The following is a 19,027-nucleotide window of genomic DNA, read 5'->3' on the forward strand; positions in this document are numbered from 1 at the left end:
CCGATCACGACACGAGACGCGACGAACAAAAGGACGCCTCAGCCCGTATGAGCACCCCGCCGAACCCGTCCGCCACCCCGACCGAACCGGCCGGAACGCCCATACCCGAGGCGGCCGCGCAGCCGTCACCGTCCCCGCGGAAGCCCCCGCAGCCGGCCCCGTCCCCGGCCGCGGACCCGTCCCCCGAAAACACCCCGGCCCCCAGCCCGTCCCTGCAGAAACCCCCCACCACGGCACCCCCTGCCGAGCAGCCCCCGGCCGCCCTCTCCCTGCAGAAGCCCCCCGCCACGGCGCCCACACCCGAGCAGACCCCGGCCCCCGGCCCGTCCCTGCAGAAACCCCCCACCACGGCACCCTCGCCGGAGCAGACCCCGGCCCCCGGCCCGTCGCCGGAGCAGACCCCGGCCGCCGCCCCGCAGGGACCCGCCTCGTCGTTCGCCCCGCTCGTGCCCGCGCCCGCTCCCCCGGCGGGCCCCGGCTTCGGCGCGCCCGCGGCCCCCGGCGTCCCCGCCAACCCGTGGGCCCAGCACGGCGGTTCCGGGTACGGCGGAGTCGGATACGGCGGAGTCGCATACGGCGGGCCCGGCTACCCGACGTACGCGCAGGCCGGCACCGCCACCAGCAACGGCCTGGCCGTCTCCGCGGCGATCGTCGGCGGCCTCGGCATCCTCATCGGCCTGGTGCCCCTCCTCTTCTGGCTCGGCTTCATCCTCGGCCTGACCGCCATCGGCCTCGGCATCGGCGCCGTCGTCCGCGCCTCCAGGGGCGCCCCCCAGAAGACGCTGTCCATCGTCGGCACCGTCCTCGGCGTGCTCGCCCTCGCCGCCTCGGTCGGCGGCCTGTTCCTCACCGCCCTCGTCTTCGACGGGGCCGCCGACCGCCGGGCGCAGGAACGCCGGCAGCAGCGCGAACGGCTGGACGATCTCCTCCCCAGCCGGCCGCCCTCGGCCTCGGCCCCGCCGAGGCCGGCGAAGCCCTCCCAGGTCCCCGGCCTGACCAGCCCGCTGGCCTTCGGCGAGACCTTCACGTACGACAACGGCGTGAAGGTGAGCCTGTCGGCGCCGAAGGAGTACGAGCCGAAGGGCGTCATCGCCCGCGAGTCCAAGAACCCGATCCAGATCACGGTCACCGTCACCAACGGCTCGGCGGAGCCGTACGAGGTCCTCTTCCCCATGCCCAGCGTCCGCGACGAGCAGGGCGGGACCGCCAAGGTGATCTACGACGGCAGCGCCGGCGTGCCGAAGGTGATCAGGGGCTCCATCATGCCCGGCCAGTCCGCCAGCGGCGTCGTGGCCTTCGACCTGCCCGACGGCACCGAGAACATCACCGCGGACATCTCCCCGGGACTCCTCCCCTCCGTGAAGTACACCGGCCCCGTCGGCTGAGGCGCCGCGCCGAAGCGCTGAGCCGAAGCGCTGAGCCGAAGCGTCGCGCCGAGGCTCTCAACCGCGGAAACACACGGGACCCAGGACATCGCGTCAGAAAGACGATTAGACTGGGTCCCGTGCCTCAACTACGCCTCGCTCTGAATCAGATCGACTCGCACGTCGGCAACATCACCGCCAACGCCGACTCGGTCGTCCACTGGACCCGGCACTCCGCCGAGCAGGGCGCCCACCTGGTGGCGTTCCCGGAGATGATGCTGACCGGGTACCCCGTCGAGGACCTCGCCCTGCGCGAGTCCTTCGTCGAGGCCTCCCGCACCGCCCTGCGCGATCTGGCGGCCCGACTCGCGGACGAGGGCCTCGGGGAGCTCCCCGTCGTCGTCGGCTACCTCGACCGCACCGAGAAGGCCACGCCCCGGCTGGGCCGCCCGGCCGGTTCCCCGGAGAACGCGGCGGCGGTCCTGCACCGCGGCGAGGTCGTGCTCCGCTTCGCCAAGCACCACCTCCCCAACTACGGCGTGTTCGACGAGTTCCGGTACTTCGTGCCGGGCGACACCCAGCCCGTGATCCGGGTGCACGGCGTCGACGTGGCCCTGGCCATCTGCGAGGACCTCTGGCAGGAGGGCGGCCGGGTCCCGGCCACCCACTCCGCCGGGGCCGGGCTGCTGATCTCGGTCAACGCCTCCCCGTACGAGCGCAACAAGGACGACCTCCGCCTCGAACTGGTGCGCAAGCGCGCCCAGGAGGCCGGCTGCACCCTCGCCTACCTGGCCATGATGGGCGGCCAGGACGAGCTGGTCTTCGACGGCGACTCGATCGTCGTCGGGGCCGACGGCGAAGTCCTCGCCCGCGCCCCGCAGTTCTCCGAGGGCTGCGTGCTGATCGACCTCGACCTGCCCGCCGCGCGGGCCGACGCCCCCGAGGGCGTGGTCGACGACGGGCTGCGCATCGACCGCGTGATCCTCTCCGAGGAGCCCGCGGAGGCGCCCGAGGCGGTCGTCACCGGCGGATACGCCGACCGGCTCGACGACGACGAGGAGATCTACGACGCGCTGGTGGTGGGCCTGCGCGCCTACGTCAGGAAGAACGGCTTCCGTTCCGTCCTGATCGGGCTCTCCGGCGGTATCGACTCGGCCCTGGTCGCCGCCATCGCCTGCGACGCGATCGGCGCGCAGAACGTGTACGGCATCTCGATGCCCTCGAAGTACTCCTCGGAGCACTCCCGGGGCGACGCCGCCGACCTGGCCGCCCGGACCGGCCTGAACTTCCGGACCGTGTCGATCGAGCCGATGTTCGACGCGTACATGGGCGCGCTGGGCCTGACCGGCCTGGCGGAGGAGAACCTCCAGTCCCGGCTGCGCGGCACGATGCTGATGGCGGTCTCCAACCAGGAGGGCCACATCGTGCTGGCCCCGGGGAACAAGTCGGAGCTGGCCGTCGGCTACTCCACCCTGTACGGGGACTCGGTGGGCGCGTACGGCCCGATCAAGGACGTGTACAAGTCCGATGTCTTCCGCCTGGCGCGGTACCGCAACCGGGCCGCCGCCGAGCGCGGTGAGACCCCGCCGATCCCGGAGAACTCGATCGCGAAGCCGCCGAGCGCCGAACTGCGCCCGGGGCAGGTGGACACGGACTCCCTGCCGGACTACCCGGTGCTCGACGCGATCCTGGCACTGTACGTGGACCGCGACCAGGGCATCGAGGCGATCGTGGCGGCCGGCTTCGACCGGGAGCTGGTGGCCAGGACCCTGCGGATGGTGGACATGGCGGAGTACAAGCGCCGCCAGTACCCGCCGGGCACGAAGATCTCCGCGAAGGGCTTCGGCAAGGACCGCCGGCTGCCCATCACGAACGGCTGGCGCGAGCACGCGTAGCCGCTGCGCTCGGCGCACGCGGTAAGGGGGCTCCGCCGCATCGGCGGCGAGCCCCCTCCTCACTCCTGCCGGGCGGGCCTCCGGCGTCCCGCGCCGGGACGGCACCGGCGCCCGGCGCGGATGCGCCCGCTCAGGCGGCTGCCCGCGCGGCTACGGGACCGTCACCCGCGCCGCGACCGGGAGGTGGTCGCTGCCCGTGCGCGGCAGGGTCCAGGACGCCTCGGGTTCGATCCCGCGGACCATGATCTGGTCGATCCGGGCCATCGGGAACTGGGCCGGCCAGCTGAAGCCGAACCCGTCGCCCGCCGCGCCCTGCGTGGAGCGCATCTGCGAGGTGACCTCGGACAGCGAGCGGTCGTTCATGGTGCCGTTGAGGTCTCCGAGCAGGATGGCCTTCCTCAGAGGTTCCGCGGCGAGCGCGGCGCCCAGTGCGTCGGCGCTGTTGTCGCGCTGGTTGGCGGTGAAGCCGGCGTTCAGCTTGACCCGGACGGAGGGCAGGTGGGCGACGAAGACGGCCACCTGTCCCTGGGCGGTGTCGACGGTGACGCGCATGGCGCGGGTCCAGCCCAGCTTGATGTCCACCGGCCGGCTGGCGGACAGCGGGTACTTGCTCCACACCCCGACGGTGCCCTCGACCGAGTGGTACTTGTACGTGCCCGCCAGGGCCTTCTCGTAGACGGGGACGACGCTCCCCTTGAGTTCGGTCAGGGCCAGGACGTCGGCCCCGGACTTCGCGATCGATTCGGCGGTGCCGCGCGGGTCCTTGTTGTCGGCGTCGACGTTGTGGGTGGCGACGACGAGGTTGCCGCCGGGGCCGGACTTGTCGGTGACCAGACCGCCGAAGACGTTCACCCAGACCGCGGCCGTCAGCAGTATCGCGATCAGCGCGGTCGCGGACTTCCGCACGACCGCCCCGATCAGCAGCAGCGGGACGGCCAGTCCCAGCCAGGGCAGGAAGGTCTCGGTGAGGCTGCCGAGGTTGCCCACGTCGTTGGGGAGCTCCGCGTGGAACACCATGACCAGGCAGATCAGCACCGCGATCGCGGCCAGCACCAGGCCGCGCCGCCAGATTCCGGGGTCTCTGCGCAGTTCGGCCAGCCGGCGCCGGAAGCGGGAGGCGGAGGGCTCGGGCTCCGAGCCGCCGTTCCCCGACTCCGTCATGTACGCCTGTGCCATGCCACTGCCCTCACTGCCGTGCTCGCGCTCCGTTCCCGCCCCTTGACCCTAGGCGATGACCGGAGCCTTCCGTGTCCTACGTCACGACCGCTCGGAGCGGCCGTACGTCCCGGAGGACGAACGGCCGTGCGGCATGGGTTCCGCTTGCTTCCGCTTGTCACGAAACGCGCACATTGCATCCTGCGCGCCCGGCGCACTCCGCGCAGCACTTCCGCCCTGGGCCACGCGGATGCCACCATGGTGGGTGAGTCCGGGGACGCCGTAAGGGCGCCTCGAGATGACACAAGGAGCAGTTGCAATGACGCACGCCGTTTCGCCTGCCCGCGAACCCGCATCCGCGGCCTCGCCCACCCTGTACGGAGGCACGGGCACCCGGCGCATCACCGTCCGCGACCTGACCCTCGCCAAGGAACGCGGCGAGAAGTGGCCCATGCTCACCGCCTACGACGCGATGACCGCCTCCGTCTTCGACGAGGCCGGGATCCCGGTGATCCTCGTCGGCGACTCCATGGGCAACTGCCACCTGGGCTACGACACCACGGTTCCGGTGACCATGGACCAGATGACGATGCTGTCGGCCGCCGTCGTACGCGGTACGAGCAGGGCACTCGTCGTCGGCGACATGCCGTTCGGGTCCTACCAGGAGGGTCCCGTCCAGGCACTGCGCAGCGCCACCCGCCTCATGAAGGAGGCCGGAGTGGGAGCGGTGAAGCTGGAGGGCGGCGAGCGCTCGCTGGCCCAGACCGAGCTGATCGTGCAGTCGGGCATCCCCGTCATGTCCCACCTCGGGCTGACCCCGCAGTCCGTCAACGCCATGGGCTACCGGGTCCAGGGCCGCGGCGACGAGGCCGCGCACCAGCTGCTGCGCGACGCGAAGGCCGCTCAGGACGCGGGCGCGTTCGCGGTGGTGCTGGAGCTGGTCCCGGCCGAGCTGGCCGCCGAGGTCACCCGGTCCCTGCACATCCCGACGGTCGGCATCGGCGCGGGCGCGGAGTGCGACGCACAGGTGCTGGTGTGGACCGACATGATGGGCCTGACCGGCGGGAGGATGCCGAAGTTCGTCAAGCAGTACGCGAACCTGCGGCAGACCATGAACGACGCGGCGAAGGCCTTCGCCGAGGACGTGGTCGGCGGAACGTTCCCGCAGGCGGAGCACGCCTTCCACTGACGGACGGTCCGGGCCGGCCGCCCGCCGACACCTCGTCGGCGGGCGGCCTGCTGCCTGTCGGCCGTCTGTCGGCCGCCCGTCGGTCGGCTGTCGGTCGGCTGTCGGTGCTTTGTCAGTGACGCCTGGTCCCATGGTGGACATGACGCGAAACGACAAGAACACCAACGCCGTCGAAGTGCGGGGGCTGGTGAAGCACTACGGCGACACCAAGGCGCTCGACGGGGTCGACCTGGACGTCCGCGAGGGCACCGTCCTCGGGGTCCTCGGACCGAACGGCGCCGGCAAGACCACCCTGGTCCGTTGCCTGTCCACCCTGATCACCCCGGACGCCGGCACGGCGACGGTCGCGGGTTACGACGTGGTCCGCCAGCCGCGGCAGCTGCGCCGCACCATCGGCCTCACCGGCCAGTACGCCTCGGTCGACGAGAAGCTGTCCGGCTGGGAGAACCTCTACATGATCGGCCGGCTGCTGGACCTGTCCCGCAAGGACGCCCGGTCCCGCGCCGACGAGCTGCTGGAGCGCTTCTCGCTCACCGAGGCCGCCAAGAAGGCCGCGATGCACTACTCCGGCGGCATGCGCCGGCGGCTCGACCTGGCCGCCTCCATGATCGGCCGCCCGGCTGTGCTGTACCTGGACGAGCCGACCACCGGTCTGGACCCCCGCACCCGCAACGAGGTGTGGGACGAGGTGCAGCGGATGGTCGCCGAGGGGGCCACCGTGCTGCTCACCACCCAGTACATGGAGGAGGCCGAGCAGCTCGCGAGCGAACTGACGGTCATCGACCGCGGCAAGGTCATCGCCAACGGCAAGGTCGACGAACTGAAGGCCCGCGTCGGCGGCCGCACCCTGAGGATCCGTCCCGTCGACGCCTCCGACCTGCCGGGCATGGCCCGTTCGCTGGCCGAGGCCGGTCTGGACGGGGTGGCGGGCACGCAGGCCGTCCCGGACGAGGGCGTCCTGCTGGTCCCGATCCTGAGCGACGAGCAGCTGACCGCGGTCGTCGGCCTGCTGGCCGCCCGCGGGTACGCGATCGCCGACCTCGGCACGTACCTGCCCAGCCTGGACGAGGTGTTCCTGTCGATCACCGGCCAGAAGCCCACCATCGAGACGACCGAGCAGACCGAGGAGGTCGCGGCATGAGCACCGTAACCACGACGAAGCCCGCCGACACCGCGGCCGCCCCGGCGGCCGGTGCGGGCGCCCCGCCCGGGGAGGGCCGGATCGGCCTGCGGGCCAACCTGCGCCACATCGGCGCGCTCGTGCGCCGCAACGCGCTGCAGATCAAGCAGGACCCGGAGTCGATGTTCGACGCCGTGCTCATGCCGATCATCTTCACCCTGCTCTTCGTGTTCGTCTTCGGCGGTGCGATCTCCGGCAAGGGCAACCAGGAGGCGTACGTCAACTACGTCATCCCGGGCCTGATGGCCATGATGGGCATGAACATCTCGATGGCGGTCGGCACCGGCGTCAACGACGACTTCAAGAAGGGCGTCATGGACCGCTTCCGGTCCATGCCGATCGCCCGGTCCTCCGTGCTCCTCGCGAAGATCGTCGTCGAGGTCGGCCGGATGCTGGTCGCCATCGCGATCCTGCTCACCGTGGGCTTCATCCTGGGCCTGTCCATCAAGGGCTCGGTGCTGGACCTCTTCTGCTCCATCGGCCTGTCCGCCGTGTTCGGCGCCTCGCTGATGTGGATCTTCATCCTGCTCGGTCTCACCATGAAGACGGCGCAGGCGGTCCAGGGCATGGCGATGCTGGTCCTGATGCCGCTGCAGTTCGGCAGCTCGATCTTCGCCCCGCCGACCACCATGCCGGGCTGGCTGCAGTCCTTCACCGACTACAACCCGCTGTCGAACCTCGCCGACGCGGCGCGCGCCCTGATCAACGGCACTCCCGTGGGCGACTCCGTGTGGATGACGCTGGGCTGGTCGCTCGCCATCACGGCGGTCACCATGCCCCTCGCGGTCCGCAAGTTCCGCCAGAAGACCTGACCCGGGTCGGCCGGTCCGTTCGGATCGCGTCCCGGACGGGCCCCTGACCGGGGGCCGGGTCAGACCAGGGCGGCGGCCTCCTCCACGGTGAGGCCGCCGCCCTCGGCGTACGCCGCCTCGTACGCGGCGTCACCCAGAGCCGCCCGCGCCAGCTCCTCGGCACGGGCGGCGTCCGCGCGTTCCGTGGTGACGGGGACGTGCGCGGGCGGCAGGTGCGTCCGGTACGCGCCGAGCAGCCGGGCCGCGTCGTACGCCCGCCGCGGGCCGCCGAGCGAGGCCAGGGAGAGGGCCGCGGTCATCAGGTAGACGGCCTGCATCTGCGGGGCGACCATCGCGGCGAGCGGGTCCTGCACCGCGGCCAGGGCCTGCCGGAGCCGGTCGAGCGCCTCCTCGTGGCGGCCGTCCTCGTTGTCCAGCCACGCCATCGTGCCGAGCAGGAAGCCGTCGAAGAGCGCGTACGCGCCGAAGGCGAACTCGTCGCGCAGCGTCTGGAGCTGCACGCGGGCCTCGTCCCTGCGGCCGGTGCGGCCGAGGACGCCGGCGAGGAACATCCGGGCGGCGGGCATGGCCTCGTTGCCGTAGTCCTGCACGGCGGCGACGATCCCGGAGAGCATGGCCTCGGCCTCCTCCAGGCGGCCCATCTCGGCGAGGTTCCCCGCCATGCGCACCCGCAGCACCGTCACCTGGGCCTTGGCCCCGAGCCGTTCGGCGTGCCCGATCGCCGCCCGGTAGTCCTGGGTGGCGAGGTCGTACCGGCCGCGCTTCTCGCGGGCCTCGGCCCGGGCGGACAGCGCCTCGGCGCAGCCCCAGTCGTCGCCGAGCTCCCGGAAGACGGCCAGGCTCTCCTCGGCGTCGCGGGAGGCGTCACCGGCCCAGTCGGCGCGGTTGGCGAGGACGTTGGCGCGCAGTTGGAGGGCTGAGCCGAGCTCCCAGCGGTAGCCGAGTTCGCGGGCGGCGTCGACGGTCTCGTCGACGACCCGTTTGAGCATCCCCGGGTCCCCCAGGATCATGACCGCGTAGATCCAGAGGGAGGCGGGGGTCCGGCAGGTCTGCGGGAGTCCGGGCCGGTAGACGGCGATCACGCCCTCGACCAGGGCCCGCACCTCGGGGGTGTTCCAGTTCTCGTTGGTCTGGTCGCGGGCCGCGAGCCGGACCAGGTGCACCGCCCGCCAGGCCTCGGCGAGCAGCTCGCCGCTGTACGGGGGCGGGCTGTCCACGAGCCGCTCGTACACGGGCTCGGCGGGTACGAAGGGCGGCGTGAAGGGATCGGGCCCGAGGGCCGCGGCGGCCTCGGCCCAGTGCCGGGACTCGGCGCGCAGGTCGTGCATGTGCCAGTACCAGCCGAGGGAGTGGACGAGGCACAGCACCTCGTCGGCGTCCCGGGCGGCCACGGCCCGGCGCAGGGCGGTGCGCAGGTTCTCGTACTCGGAGGCGAGCCGGTCGGCGGCCGCGCGCTGGCCGCGGCCGCGCAGCAGCGGCTCGGAGGTGCGGGCCAGTTCGCGGTAGTGGACGAGGTGGCGGCGCTCGGTGTCCGCGCGGTCGGAGCCGGCCCCGGTGAGCTGCTCGGCGGCGTACTCGCCCACGGTCTCCAGCAGCCGGTAGCGCATGGCGGAACCGTCGGGTCCGGGGGCCGCCACGACGAGGGACTTGTCGACGAGGGAGCCGAGGACGTCCGCGACCTCGTACGAGGGGTCCGCGCAGACGTCCTCGGCGGCGGCGAGGTCGCAGCCGCCCGCGAAGACGGAGAGCCGGCGCAGCACCGTGCGCTCGGGTTCGTCCAGCAGCTCCCAGGACCAGTCGACGACGGCGCGCAGGGTCTGCTGGCGGGGCAGCACGGTACGGGCGCCGCTGGTCAGGAGGCGGAAGCGGTCGTCGAGGCGGTCGGCGATCTGGCGGGGCGTCAGCAGCCGCAGGCGGGCGGCGGCGAGCTCGATGGCGAGCGGCAGTCCGTCGAGGCGGCGGCAGATCTCCGCGGCGGCGGCCGGATCGTCCTCGGCACGGAACCCTGGCCGGGCGGCGGCGCCCCGGTCGCCGAGCAGCCGCAGGGCGACCGGGTCGGGCAGCGGCTCGACGGGCCGCAGGGTCTCCCCGGGTACGCCGAGGGGTTCGCGGCTGGTGGCGAGGATCTGCACGCCGGGGCAGCGGGCGAGGAGCTCCTCGGCGAGCCGGGCGGCGGCGTCGACGACGTGCTCGCAGTTGTCGAGCAGCAGCAGGAGCCGGCGCCGCGCGCAGTGCTCGGCGAGCCGGTCGAGGGGGTCGTCGCCGTGGCGGTCGGTCAGCACCCGCAGTTCCTCGGTGGCGGCGCCGCGCAGCTTGGTCTCGCGGGCGCCGAGCGCGGCGAGCGCGGCCTCGGCGACGTCCTCCGGATCGTCCACCGGGGCCAGCTCCACGAGCCACACCCCGTCGGGCCAGTGCCCGCTGACGGCATGCGCCTCGGCGGCCTCCTGCGACAGCCGCGTCTTCCCGGCCCCGCCGGGCCCGAGCAGGGTGACGAGCCGGGCCCGCGCGAGGTCGTCCCCGATGACCGCGATGTCGTCCTCCCGGCCGACGAAGGTGGTCAGCCGGGCCCGCAGGTTCCCCTGGCGGGGGGCTGGGTACGGGCCGCTGCCGGGGCCGGGATACGGGTCCCCGCCCTGCCCGTCAGCGGCCCCGGCGGGCGCCTGCTCCGGGTGCGCCGGATGCCCGGCGTACGGGTACCCGCCCGGCCCGCCGGCGGGTCCGGCCGCAGCGCCGGCCGGGGCCCGCACTCCGGACCCGCCGACGGCACCTGCGGCGCCCTGCGCCCGGCCCGGATGGGCCGGATGGGCCGGATGGGCCGGATGCCCGGCTCCCGCGGCGGCGGAGGTCCGGGGCGCAGCCCCGGGACCTCCGCCGCCCGGGGGCTGGGCCCCGGACCGGGTGTGGTCCGGATGCCCGGGCGCGCCGGGACCGGGGTACGGGGCCTGGGCGGCGGGGCCGCCCGGGGTCGACGCCGGTGCCCCGGACCAGGCCGGGGCACCGGCGGCGGCCGCCGGCCAGACCTGCGGCGGCGACAGGAGTTCGGCGTGCAGGGCGCGCAGCACCGGGCCCGGGTCCGCGCCCAGGCGGTCGGCGAGCTCCCTGCGCACCGCGTCGTAGGCGGCCAGCGCCTCCGCCGGGCGGCCCGCGTCGCGCAGGGCGCGGATCCGCAGGGCCTGGAGCGGTTCGTCCAGCGGCTGCCGCGCGCACAGGGCGGTCAGCTCCGGCAGCGCCTGCTCGGCCCGGCCCAGGGCGAGGGCCGCGGCGAGCCGGCCCCGGCGCGCGTCGGACCGTACGGCCTCCCAGCGCGCTGCCTCGGCGGCCGGGTCGGGCAGGTCCGTGAGGGCGGGGCCGCGCCACAGGGCGAGGGCCTCGTCGTACAGGGCGGCGGCCTCGGCGGCGTCCCCCGCGGCCAGCGCCCCTTCCCCGCCCCGGGCGAGCCGCTCGAAGCGGTAAAGGTCGACGTCCTCCCGCTCGGCGGCCAGCTGGTAGCCGCCGTCCGCGGAGCGCACGGCCCCGTGCCCCAGCGCCCTCCGCAGCCGCGCGACCAGGGCCTGCAGGGCGGCCACGGCATCGGCCGGCGGGTCGCCGTCCCACACCTGGTCGACCAGGAGGTGCGCCGGCACCACCCGCCCCGGCCGCAGCGCGAGCGCGGTCAGCAGCGCCCGCAGGCGCGCTCCGCCGACGGCGACGGGGGTCCCGTCGCCGCGGATGGCCTGGGTGGTGCCGAGGATCGCGTAATGCACCGGCCCATTGTCCCCGTACCGGCCCCGGGCCCCGACTCCATTTCCGTACGGCCCCCGGGATAGGTTTCGCCGCATGGGTCATCAGGGCAGCCGCGACGAGCGGCGCATCAGTTCCGTGTTCCTCGGCATCGTCGCGGTCATGGCGGTCACCGGCTGGGCGGTGTGGACCCAGTACGCGGCGAGCACCGGTCTCGCCGTCTTCCTCTTCGTGACCTCGGCGTGGATCGTCTCCCTCTGCCTGCACGAGTACGCGCACGCCCGCACCGCCCTGCACGGCGGGGACCTGACGGTCGGGGCCAAGGGCTACCTGACGCTGAACCCGCTCAAGTACACGCACGCCCTGCTGAGCATCATCCTGCCGGTGCTGTTCGTGATCATGGGCGGCCTGGGCCTGCCCGGCGGCGCGGTGTACATCGAGCGCGGCCGGATCCGCGGCCGCTGGAAGCACAGCCTCATCTCGGCGGCGGGCCCGCTGGCCAACGTGGCCTTCGCCGTCGTGTGCACGGCCCCGTTCTGGCTGGACGCCCTCGAAGGCGTCCCGTGGCCCTTCCGCTTCGCGCTCGCCTTCCTCGCCCTCCTCCAGGTCTCGGCGGCGATCCTGAACCTCCTGCCGGTACCGGGCCTGGACGGCTACGGAATCATCGAACCGTGGCTCTCGTACGGCGTCCGCCGCCAGGTGGAACCGCTGGCGCCGTTCGGCCTGATCGCCGTCTTCGCCCTCCTGTGGATCCCGGAGGTCAACGCCGTCTTCTTCGACGCGGTGAGCGGCGTGCTGTCCGGGCTCGGCGTCTCGGACCTGGAGACGTACTGCGGCCGCGACCTCTACCGCTTCTGGCAGGACACCAACGGCCTGTGCACGGTCACGGGCTGAGCTACGAGCTGCGCGCGGCCTTCTCGGCCTTGGCCTTGCGCTGGTAGTACCAGGCCATGTTGGACGTGAGACCGGCGAGCAGCACCCACACGATCCCGATGAAGCTGCCCTGGACGAAGGCGACGACGGCCGCGGCGGTCGCGAGGACGCAGACGACGACGGCGAAGACGGCAAGGCGGGGCATGGGGAGAACTCCTCGGGAACACTGAAGGCGGTCGAGCCCCCCCAGTGTCCCCCATGCCCCGCAGTGCTCCCGTAAGGACGGGGCGGACAGCGCGAGGGATCACATCCGGTCAAATTCTTCCTTACGCGATTCTCCGCACGGCGCGGCGTTTACGGTTCGCCGGTACACGCTGAGCCGGGGGGAAACACATGCAAGAGATCGTCAAGGGCGCGAACGTCAGTCTGACCGCCCTCAGCGAGGACGCCGGTTCGGTCGTCGTGAGTCTGAGCTGGAGCAGTGCCACCGGGGCCGGGGACGCCGACGTGTCGGTGCTCCTGCTGGACGAGAACGGCAAGGTCCGCAGCGAGAACGACTTCTACTTCTACAACAATCCCGCCGCGGCCGATGGGAGCGTGCAGCTCCTGGGCAAGACGCCGACCGAGAACGGCGACGAGGACCGCATCGGCGTGGACCTGACGGCGGTGCCACTGGACGTCACCCGCATCGTGGTCGCGGCCAGCCAGTACGGCGGCGCGTCCTTCGGCGACCTCGACGACCTGCGGATGACCGTCGCGGACCGCTCTGGCGAGCCGCTGGTGGGGTTCTCCATCGGGGACGCGGGCGTGGAGACCGCCTTCATCTTCGGCGAGCTGTACCGGAGGGGCGAGGAGTGGAAGTTCCGCGCCGTGGGGCAGGGCTACGAGACGGGTCTGGCGGGCCTGGCCACGGACTTCGGCATCACCGTCTTGGAGGAGGCGGAGGAACCGGAAGCGCTCGCGGAGGCCGGCGAGGCCGAGGAAGCCGGCGCCCTCGCGGGGGCCGGAGAGGCAGGAGCCCCGGCGGCCGCGGTCACCGAAGCTGCCGAGGTCGCGCCCGCCGGACCGGGCGGGCCCGGCTCCCCCGGCGAGCCCGGCGCCGCCGAGCCCACCGCCGTCGTGCCCTCGCAGACCCGCGGCCGCGCCCCGCGCACGACCAAGAAGAAGATCACTCTGCCCAGAGTGGCCAAGAAGTCCCTGGCGGAGAACGACACCTGGCGGCCCGCCCGGCTGTTCCCGGTCCCCACCCTCAAGAGCGACAGGGAACGCGAGGTCCGGGCGACCTCCGTGCTGCTGTCCGTCATGGCACAGGTGCCGGAGTTCGGCCGCCGCCTCACCGCCGCGTTCGGCGCGCCGGCCGGCCGGATGCAGACCTTCACCGAAGTGTCCCTGCCGCACGGCGACACCCCGAAGCGGCCGGACGGGGTGATCCGCGTGGAGCGCGCGGGGAAGCTCTGGACGGCGCTCGTGGAGACGAAGACCAACGGCAACCCGCTCAAGGCCGAGCAGGTTCAGGCGTACATGGACATCGCGGCGCGCCGCGGCTACGAGGCCGTGATCACCCTGTCGAACGACGTGGCCCTCGAAGGGGCCGCGATGGTCGACATCAAGATCGACGGACGGCGCAAGCACAAGGTGGGCCTGTGGCACCTGTCGTGGGCCGAGGTGGCGCACCAGGCGCAGATGCTGATCCGCCACGAGGGCGTGGGCAACGCCGCCCACGCCTGGCTCCTCCAGGAGCTCCTGGAGTACCTCCAGCACGAGAACTCCGGCTGCCACGGGTTCCAGAACATGGGCCCCGCCTGGGTACCGGTCCGCAACGGCATCGAGGACGAGACCCTCGGCCTCGGTGACGCCCGCGCCGTCGAGGTCGTGGAAAGCTGGGAACGGCTCGTCCGCCAGGTCTGCCTGCGCCTGGGCGGGGAACTCGGACAGAAGGCCCTGCCCGTGCAGCGCACCCGCCGAGGCTGCGACGCGCAGGCCCGCCGGGTCGCGGCGGCGGAGCAGCTGTGCGCGGACGGCCGTCTCTCCGCCGAACTGCGCATCGAGGGCACCAGCAGCGTCATCGCCGTCATCGCCGATCTGCGGACCGGGAAGGTGCGCACGTCCGTGGACGTCCCCGCGCCGGAGGGCTCGTACCCCCTCGTCGTCGTCAAGCGGCTGCTGCGGCTGCTGGCCGAGGCGCCGGCGGACCTGCACGTGCAGAGCCTCGTCGCCGAAGGGAACGGGCCGCGCGGCACCCTGGAGCGGCTGCGTCCGGAGCCGGGCGATCTGCTGCCGAAGGACGGGGCCCCGCTCACCGGTTTCCGGCTCACCTTGATCAAGGGCATGGGCGCCAGCCGCGGCAACACGGAATCCGGGTTCATCCGCAGCGTCGACGATGCCGTGGACCGCTTCTACCAGGGCGTGGTGGCGCACCTGGGCTCGGCCGACGCGCGCCCGGGCCGCCGGGGCTGAGCCCGGCGGGCCGGACCGCGCCGGTCAGACGTCCGTGAGGCGGAGGCCCGCGTGGGCCTTGTAGCGGCGGTTCGTCGAGATCAGGTTCGCCACCAGGGATTCGACCTGGTGGGCGTTGCGCAGGCGGCCCGCGAAGACGCCGCGCATGCCCGGGATGCGGGCGGCGAGGGCCTGGACCACGTCCGTGTCGGCGCGGGATTCGCCGAGGACCATCACGTCGGTGTCGATCTCGTCGATGGTCTCGTCCTGGAGGAGGACCGCCGAGAGGTGGTGGAAGGCGGCGGTGACCCGGGAGTCCGGGAGCAGCGCGGCGGCCTGCTGGGCGGCGCTGCCCTCCTCGACCTGGAGGGCGTAAGCGCCCTGCTTGTCGAAGCCGAGCGGGTTGACGCAGTCGACGACGAGCTTGCCCGCGAGGTCCTCGCGCAGGGCTTCGAGGGTCTTGGCGTGTCCCTCCCACGGCACGGCGACGATGACGATGTCGCTGCGGCGCGCGCATTCGGCGTTGTCGGCCCCCTCGACGCCGAGGCCCAGTTCCTCGGCCGCGGTCCGCGCGCGGTCGGCGGCCCGGGAGCCGATGATCACCTTCTGGCCGGCCCGGGCGAGCCGGTAGGCGAGGCCGCGCCCCTGGTCGCCGGTGCCGCCGAGGACGCCGACGACGAGGCCGGAGACGTCCGGGAGCTCCCAGGGGTCCTTGGCCGGCGGCTTCTGCGTGTTGTCTGAGGAAGTCGAGGAAGTCGAGGAAGTCATGGGGGCGAGGGTACTGCCGAGTAGGCGACAGTCGAAGGCCTGGAAGGGGGAGGAACGGGTGGGAAGCGGTCACGTTCGCGCCGCACGTACGGCAGGATGCCGCCCATGGATGCCGTGAGAGTCGCGCTGCTGCGGGAGGTGCTCGCCGGAACGCAGTGGCCGGGGGCCGCGCGGCGCTTCGCCGGGGTGCTGCGGCGCTCCGTCGTGCCCGCCGGCGGGAACCTGCTGCTGGTGGGGACCGAGAGCTACGAGCCCTGGCACCTGGCGGCGCACCTGGTGGACGAGGCGGCCTGGTCGGGGCTGCCGGAGCTGGCGCCCACGCTCGTACGCCACCGGGTCCTGCCCGGGGAGCCGCCGCACCTGTCGGTGGGGCTGAGCAGGCTGGAGGCGGCCCGGCGCGGGCACACGCTGCTGGTGGTGGCTCCGCAGGAGCCGGGTGAAGGGCTGCTGGAGCGGGTGCACGACGCCCGTCGCGCGGGGGCGACCGTACTGTCCCTGGACGGCGGGGACCCGGACCTGGGCACGCTGGCGCACGACGCGCTGTCGGTGCCGGACGGGGCCGCGGAGCTGGATCTGGACACCGTGCAGCACCTGGTCAGCGCGGCGGCCGGGGAGAACGGGCTGCCGGCGCAGCGCGGGCCGCGCCGCTTCCGGGACCGGCTGGCACGGCTGGCCGATCAGCTGACCGCACCGCCGCCCAGCCGCTGGTAGCCGCGCCTCAGGTCGCCGTGCCTTCTTCCTCCTCTTGGGACTTGTCGTTCCACTTGGGGTCGTTCTGCCATTCGAGGTTGCGCTCCTGCGCCGATTCCATCGCGTGGGCCGCCTCCTCGGGGCTCCCGTACGGACCGAAGCGGTCCTTGGCGGGGCACTCGGGGCCTTCCTCGACCTTCTTGTGGACCAGGCAGTAGTACCACTCGCCCGGTTTGCCCACCTGGCGTTTCTTGAACAGGGCCATCGCTCTCGGGCTCCTCTCGATACCGCTGTCGACACCGCTGTCGACACCGCCGCCGGTACCGCTGCCGATACCGCTGCCGAACGATCTCTGCCGCCATGCTGCCCCATCCCCGCTGGATACACTCGCATGCATGTCTGGCCAGTCGCTGCTCGTACCAGGCGAGCTCTCTCCCGCCCGTTCCGTTCCCGGAAACATCCGCCGGCCCGAGTACGTGGGCAAGCCCATGCCCACGCCGTACACCGGACCGGAGGTGCAGTCGGCCGAGACCATCGCGGCCATGCGCATCGCCGGCCGGATCGCCGCCCAGGCGATGGAGGAGGCCGCCAAGCTGATCGCCCCGGGGGTGACCACCGACGAGCTGGACCGGGTCGCGCACGAGTACATGTGCGACCACGGCGCCTACCCGTCGACCCTCGGCTACCGCGGCTTCCCGAAGTCCCTGTGCTCGTCGGTCAACGAGGTCATCTGTCACGGCATCCCCGACTCCACCGTCCTGCGGGACGGCGACATCGTGAACCTCGACGTGACCGCGTACATCGGCGGTGTCCACGGTGACAACAACGCCACCTACCTGTGCGGGGAGGTGGACGAGGAGTCGCGGCTGCTGGTGGAGCGGACGCGCGAGGCGCTGAACCGGGCCATCAAGGCCGTCAAGCCGGGCCGTCAGATCAACATCATCGGCCGGGTCATCGAGTCGTACGCGAAGCGCTTCGGCTACGGCGTGGTCCGGGACTTCACCGGCCACGGCATCAACTCGTCCTTCCACTCCGGCCTGATCATCCCGCACTACGACAGCCCGCACGCCACCACCGTGATCGAGCCCGGGATGACCTTCACCATCGAGCCGATGCTGACCCTGGGGACCCACGAGTACGACATGTGGGAGGACGGCTGGACCGTCGTCACGAAGGACCGCAAGCGGACCGCGCAGTTCGAGCACACCCTGGTGGTGACGGACAGCGGGGCGGAGATCCTGACCCTGCCCTAGCTGCCCGGGCCGCTTTTACCGACAAGACGTCGGGAACCCGTTGACTTAGGCGACCCTAAGCAGGAGGATCAGGCGTGGCGGCCTCGCCGTCACGCCTGTTTCCTCTTCCTGGAGGTCGGTCTTGGACGCTTTCTCTACGGCCATCCGCGTCGCCTCGCACGCGCAGCACACCGAAGCGGAGACGTCGGCCTTCATGGGCGACCTGCTGGGCGGACGGCTCGGGGTCGACGCGTACGCCCGCTACACCGAGCAGCTGTGGTTCGTGTACCGGGCCCTGGAGGACGCCGCCGAATCCCTGGCGGACGACCCGGTCGCAGGCCCGTTCATCCGCCCCGAGCTGATGCGCGTCGCCGAGATCGAGCGCGACCTGGCCCACCTGCTGGGCCCCGGATGGCGTTCCTCGGTGTCGGCCCTGCCGGCGACGGAGGCCTACGCCGCGCGGGTGGCCGAGTGCGCGGCCCGCTGGCCGGGCGGGTACGTCGCCCACCACTACACGCGCTACCTGGGCGACCTCTCGGGCGGCCAGATCATCCGCGACAAGGCGGAGCGCACCTGGGGCTTCGAGCGCAAGGGCGACGGCGTCCGCTTCTACGTCTTCGCGGACATCTCCAACCCGGCCGCGTTCAAGCGCGTCTACCGCGAGCTGCTGGACGCCATCGCCGCGGACGACCTGGAGAAGCAGCGCATCATCGACGAGTGCAAGCGCGCCTTCGACTTCAACGGCGCCGTCTTCCGCGAGCTCGGCGAGGAGTTCCCGCTCAGCGCGTAACCCCTCCGGGGAGGTGGACCCGGCCCCCGCCGGGGAGCACCGCTCAGCGGTGGCCGCCGGCGCGGGGCGCGGCGGCGGGCACCCCGCCTCAGACGCCGACGGGGCCGACGGCGCCCGGGTGCGCCGCGAAGCGGACGCGGCCGCCGATCTCGACCGTGCCGTCCGGGCCGGGCGCCGTGAGGATCTGGGAGCCCGCGCCCTGGGTGATGTTCAGGGCGCGGTTGAGTTCGGCCGTCAGCAGGATCGCGGCCGAGCCGGTGGCCTCGTCCTCCGCGATGACCCCGTCGGGGCGGCGCGGGAAGCCCCGGGCCCGTACCCGGCCCGCGGTCTCGTCCTCCCAGGCCCACGCGTACAGCCAGCCCTCGCCCGGCGGCGGGGCGGGCAGCGCCTCCACCTCGGCCACGGACGCGAACTGCTCGGTCCGCTTGCCCTCGACCCACTCGGGGCGGGCCGTGATCCAGGTGAACTCCCCGTCGTCGCGGGCCCATACGGAGCCGGCCGGCGGCTGGAGCTCCTCGATGTCCAGCAGCCACGCGAGCCCGACCAGCGGGTGCCCGGCGAAGGACATTCGCGTGCCGGGGGTGCGGATGTCGACGATCCCGCGCTCGGGGTCGTCGACGAAGACCGTCTCGCTGTAGCCGAGTTCGGCGGCCAGGGCCTGCCGTGACGCGTCGTCGGGGCAGCGCCGACCGTCGCGTACGACACCGAGCAGGTTGCCGAAGCGGCCGTCGCCCGCACAGAAGACCTTCAACACGTCGAGATCGTTCACGCGGGCATTCAAGCACGGCCACTCAGGAAGGACGGATTCCGCAGTACGGAACGGTCGCCGCGACTTGACCTCCGCTTGACCCTCCCATGGGGTCGCCATGGCGTGGCCGTAATGGCGTCGTGTCCATGGCCGAAAGGTGAGAGCTGAATCACTG

At 72.9% G+C, this 19,027-nt stretch carries 16 protein-coding genes; 10 read left to right on the forward strand and 6 right to left on the reverse strand.

Annotation, left to right across the window (positions count from 1 at the left end):
* Positions 1 to 47 precede the first annotated feature (47 nt).
* Together ACZ6Y1_RS16405 and ACZ6Y1_RS16410 are read left to right on the forward strand one after the other, a co-directional pair.
* Positions 48 to 1,385 (forward strand): DUF4352 domain-containing protein, encoded by a 1,338-nt coding sequence (locus ACZ6Y1_RS16405; protein ID WP_469628919.1) that lies wholly within the window; start codon positions 48 to 50, stop codon positions 1,383 to 1,385.
* A 119-nt stretch (positions 1,386 to 1,504) separates the two neighbouring features.
* Entirely contained in the window at positions 1,505 to 3,259 is a 1,755-nt protein-coding gene (locus ACZ6Y1_RS16410; protein WP_469628922.1) for an NAD+ synthase, read from the forward strand.
* Positions 3,260 to 3,409: 150 nt separating this feature from the next.
* On the opposite strand, the gene ACZ6Y1_RS16415 is transcribed toward ACZ6Y1_RS16410, so the two are convergent.
* Positions 3,410 to 4,435, reverse strand: coding sequence for an endonuclease/exonuclease/phosphatase family protein (locus ACZ6Y1_RS16415; RefSeq protein WP_469628925.1), 1,026 nt, complete (start codon positions 4,433 to 4,435; stop codon positions 3,410 to 3,412).
* A gap of 298 nt (positions 4,436 to 4,733) precedes the next feature.
* Between ACZ6Y1_RS16415 and panB the strand changes: the two genes are divergently transcribed.
* The 3 genes from panB to ACZ6Y1_RS16430 all read left to right on the forward strand — a co-directional run bounded on the left by panB (position 4,734) and on the right by ACZ6Y1_RS16430 (position 7,595).
* Positions 4,734 to 5,603, forward strand: a complete 870-nt coding sequence (gene panB, locus ACZ6Y1_RS16420; protein WP_469628928.1) for a 3-methyl-2-oxobutanoate hydroxymethyltransferase — start codon at positions 4,734 to 4,736, stop codon at positions 5,601 to 5,603.
* 130 nt (positions 5,604 to 5,733) lie between these two features.
* The gene (locus ACZ6Y1_RS16425) at positions 5,734 to 6,744 is read left to right on the forward strand and encodes an ATP-binding cassette domain-containing protein (RefSeq protein WP_469628930.1); all 1,011 of its coding nucleotides are present in this window, start codon (positions 5,734 to 5,736) and stop codon (positions 6,742 to 6,744) included.
* Positions 6,741 to 7,595, forward strand: a complete 855-nt coding sequence (locus ACZ6Y1_RS16430; protein WP_469628932.1) for an ABC transporter permease — start codon at positions 6,741 to 6,743, stop codon at positions 7,593 to 7,595. Before ACZ6Y1_RS16425 ends, ACZ6Y1_RS16430 begins: the two co-directional genes overlap by 4 nt.
* A gap of 59 nt (positions 7,596 to 7,654) precedes the next feature.
* Here ACZ6Y1_RS16430 and ACZ6Y1_RS16435 read toward each other — a convergent pair whose 3' ends face one another.
* Entirely contained in the window at positions 7,655 to 11,338 is a 3,684-nt protein-coding gene (locus ACZ6Y1_RS16435) for an AfsR/SARP family transcriptional regulator (protein ID WP_469628935.1), read from the reverse strand.
* Positions 11,339 to 11,411: 73 nt separating this feature from the next.
* Between ACZ6Y1_RS16435 and ACZ6Y1_RS16440 the strand changes: the two genes are divergently transcribed.
* Positions 11,412 to 12,209, forward strand: a complete 798-nt coding sequence (locus tag ACZ6Y1_RS16440) for a site-2 protease family protein (protein ID WP_469628938.1) — start codon at positions 11,412 to 11,414, stop codon at positions 12,207 to 12,209.
* Position 12,210: 1 nt separating this feature from the next.
* Here ACZ6Y1_RS16440 and ACZ6Y1_RS16445 read toward each other — a convergent pair whose 3' ends face one another.
* Entirely contained in the window at positions 12,211 to 12,393 is a 183-nt protein-coding gene (locus ACZ6Y1_RS16445; protein ID WP_469628941.1) for a hypothetical protein, read from the reverse strand.
* A 188-nt stretch (positions 12,394 to 12,581) separates the two neighbouring features.
* Between ACZ6Y1_RS16445 and ACZ6Y1_RS16450 the strand changes: the two genes are divergently transcribed.
* Positions 12,582 to 14,645 (forward strand): TerD family protein, encoded by a 2,064-nt coding sequence (locus ACZ6Y1_RS16450; protein WP_469628944.1) that lies wholly within the window; start codon positions 12,582 to 12,584, stop codon positions 14,643 to 14,645.
* A 24-nt stretch (positions 14,646 to 14,669) separates the two neighbouring features.
* Here ACZ6Y1_RS16450 and npdG read toward each other — a convergent pair whose 3' ends face one another.
* Positions 14,670 to 15,392 carry an NADPH-dependent F420 reductase gene (gene npdG / locus ACZ6Y1_RS16455; RefSeq protein WP_469628946.1) on the reverse strand — a complete coding sequence of 241 codons (723 nt, stop codon included), beginning with the start codon at positions 15,390 to 15,392 and terminating at the stop codon, positions 14,670 to 14,672.
* A gap of 105 nt (positions 15,393 to 15,497) precedes the next feature.
* Between npdG and ACZ6Y1_RS16460 the strand changes: the two genes are divergently transcribed.
* Positions 15,498 to 16,103, forward strand: a complete 606-nt coding sequence (locus tag ACZ6Y1_RS16460; RefSeq protein ID WP_469628948.1) for a hypothetical protein — start codon at positions 15,498 to 15,500, stop codon at positions 16,101 to 16,103.
* Between the two features lie 7 nt (positions 16,104 to 16,110).
* Here the strand turns inward: ACZ6Y1_RS16460 and ACZ6Y1_RS16465 are convergent, their stop codons facing one another.
* Positions 16,111 to 16,347, reverse strand: a complete 237-nt coding sequence (locus ACZ6Y1_RS16465) for a hypothetical protein (RefSeq protein WP_469628950.1) — start codon at positions 16,345 to 16,347, stop codon at positions 16,111 to 16,113.
* Positions 16,348 to 16,477: 130 nt separating this feature from the next.
* Between ACZ6Y1_RS16465 and map the strand changes: the two genes are divergently transcribed.
* Positions 16,478 to 17,335 carry a type I methionyl aminopeptidase gene (gene map, locus ACZ6Y1_RS16470; RefSeq protein ID WP_469628953.1) on the forward strand — a complete coding sequence of 286 codons (858 nt, stop codon included), beginning with the start codon at positions 16,478 to 16,480 and terminating at the stop codon, positions 17,333 to 17,335.
* Between the two features lie 121 nt (positions 17,336 to 17,456).
* Positions 17,457 to 18,104, forward strand: a complete 648-nt coding sequence (locus ACZ6Y1_RS16475; RefSeq protein ID WP_469628956.1) for a biliverdin-producing heme oxygenase — start codon at positions 17,457 to 17,459, stop codon at positions 18,102 to 18,104.
* Between the two features lie 88 nt (positions 18,105 to 18,192).
* On the opposite strand, the gene ACZ6Y1_RS16480 is transcribed toward ACZ6Y1_RS16475, so the two are convergent.
* On the reverse strand, positions 18,193 to 18,873 hold the full coding sequence (locus tag ACZ6Y1_RS16480; protein ID WP_469628958.1) for a PhzF family phenazine biosynthesis protein: 681 nt from the start codon (positions 18,871 to 18,873) through the stop codon (positions 18,193 to 18,195).
* Between the last annotated feature and the right edge of the window lie 154 nt (positions 18,874 to 19,027).

Source organism: Streptomyces sp. NPDC053432, assembly GCF_055585365.1.

What these genes read in the sequence shown, in the direction of transcription:
- ACZ6Y1_RS16405 (WP_469628919.1), top strand. Translation starts at nt 48, where the DNA reads ATGAGCACCCCGCCGAACCCGTCCGCCACCCCGACCGAACCGGCCGGA.
- ACZ6Y1_RS16415 (WP_469628925.1), bottom strand. Translation starts at nt 4,435, where the DNA reads ATGGCACAGGCGTACATGACGGAGTCGGGGAACGGCGGCTCGGAGCCC.
- panB (WP_469628928.1), top strand. Translation starts at nt 4,734, where the DNA reads ATGACGCACGCCGTTTCGCCTGCCCGCGAACCCGCATCCGCGGCCTCG.
- ACZ6Y1_RS16425 (WP_469628930.1), top strand. Translation starts at nt 5,734, where the DNA reads ATGGTGGACATGACGCGAAACGACAAGAACACCAACGCCGTCGAAGTG.
- ACZ6Y1_RS16430 (WP_469628932.1), top strand. Translation starts at nt 6,741, where the DNA reads ATGAGCACCGTAACCACGACGAAGCCCGCCGACACCGCGGCCGCCCCG.
- ACZ6Y1_RS16440 (WP_469628938.1), top strand. Translation starts at nt 11,412, where the DNA reads ATGGGTCATCAGGGCAGCCGCGACGAGCGGCGCATCAGTTCCGTGTTC.
- ACZ6Y1_RS16445 (WP_469628941.1), bottom strand. Translation starts at nt 12,393, where the DNA reads ATGCCCCGCCTTGCCGTCTTCGCCGTCGTCGTCTGCGTCCTCGCGACC.
- ACZ6Y1_RS16450 (WP_469628944.1), top strand. Translation starts at nt 12,582, where the DNA reads ATGCAAGAGATCGTCAAGGGCGCGAACGTCAGTCTGACCGCCCTCAGC.
- npdG (WP_469628946.1), bottom strand. Translation starts at nt 15,392, where the DNA reads ATGACTTCCTCGACTTCCTCGACTTCCTCAGACAACACGCAGAAGCCG.
- ACZ6Y1_RS16460 (WP_469628948.1), top strand. Translation starts at nt 15,498, where the DNA reads ATGGATGCCGTGAGAGTCGCGCTGCTGCGGGAGGTGCTCGCCGGAACG.
- ACZ6Y1_RS16465 (WP_469628950.1), bottom strand. Translation starts at nt 16,347, where the DNA reads ATGGCCCTGTTCAAGAAACGCCAGGTGGGCAAACCGGGCGAGTGGTAC.
- map (WP_469628953.1), top strand. Translation starts at nt 16,478, where the DNA reads ATGTCTGGCCAGTCGCTGCTCGTACCAGGCGAGCTCTCTCCCGCCCGT.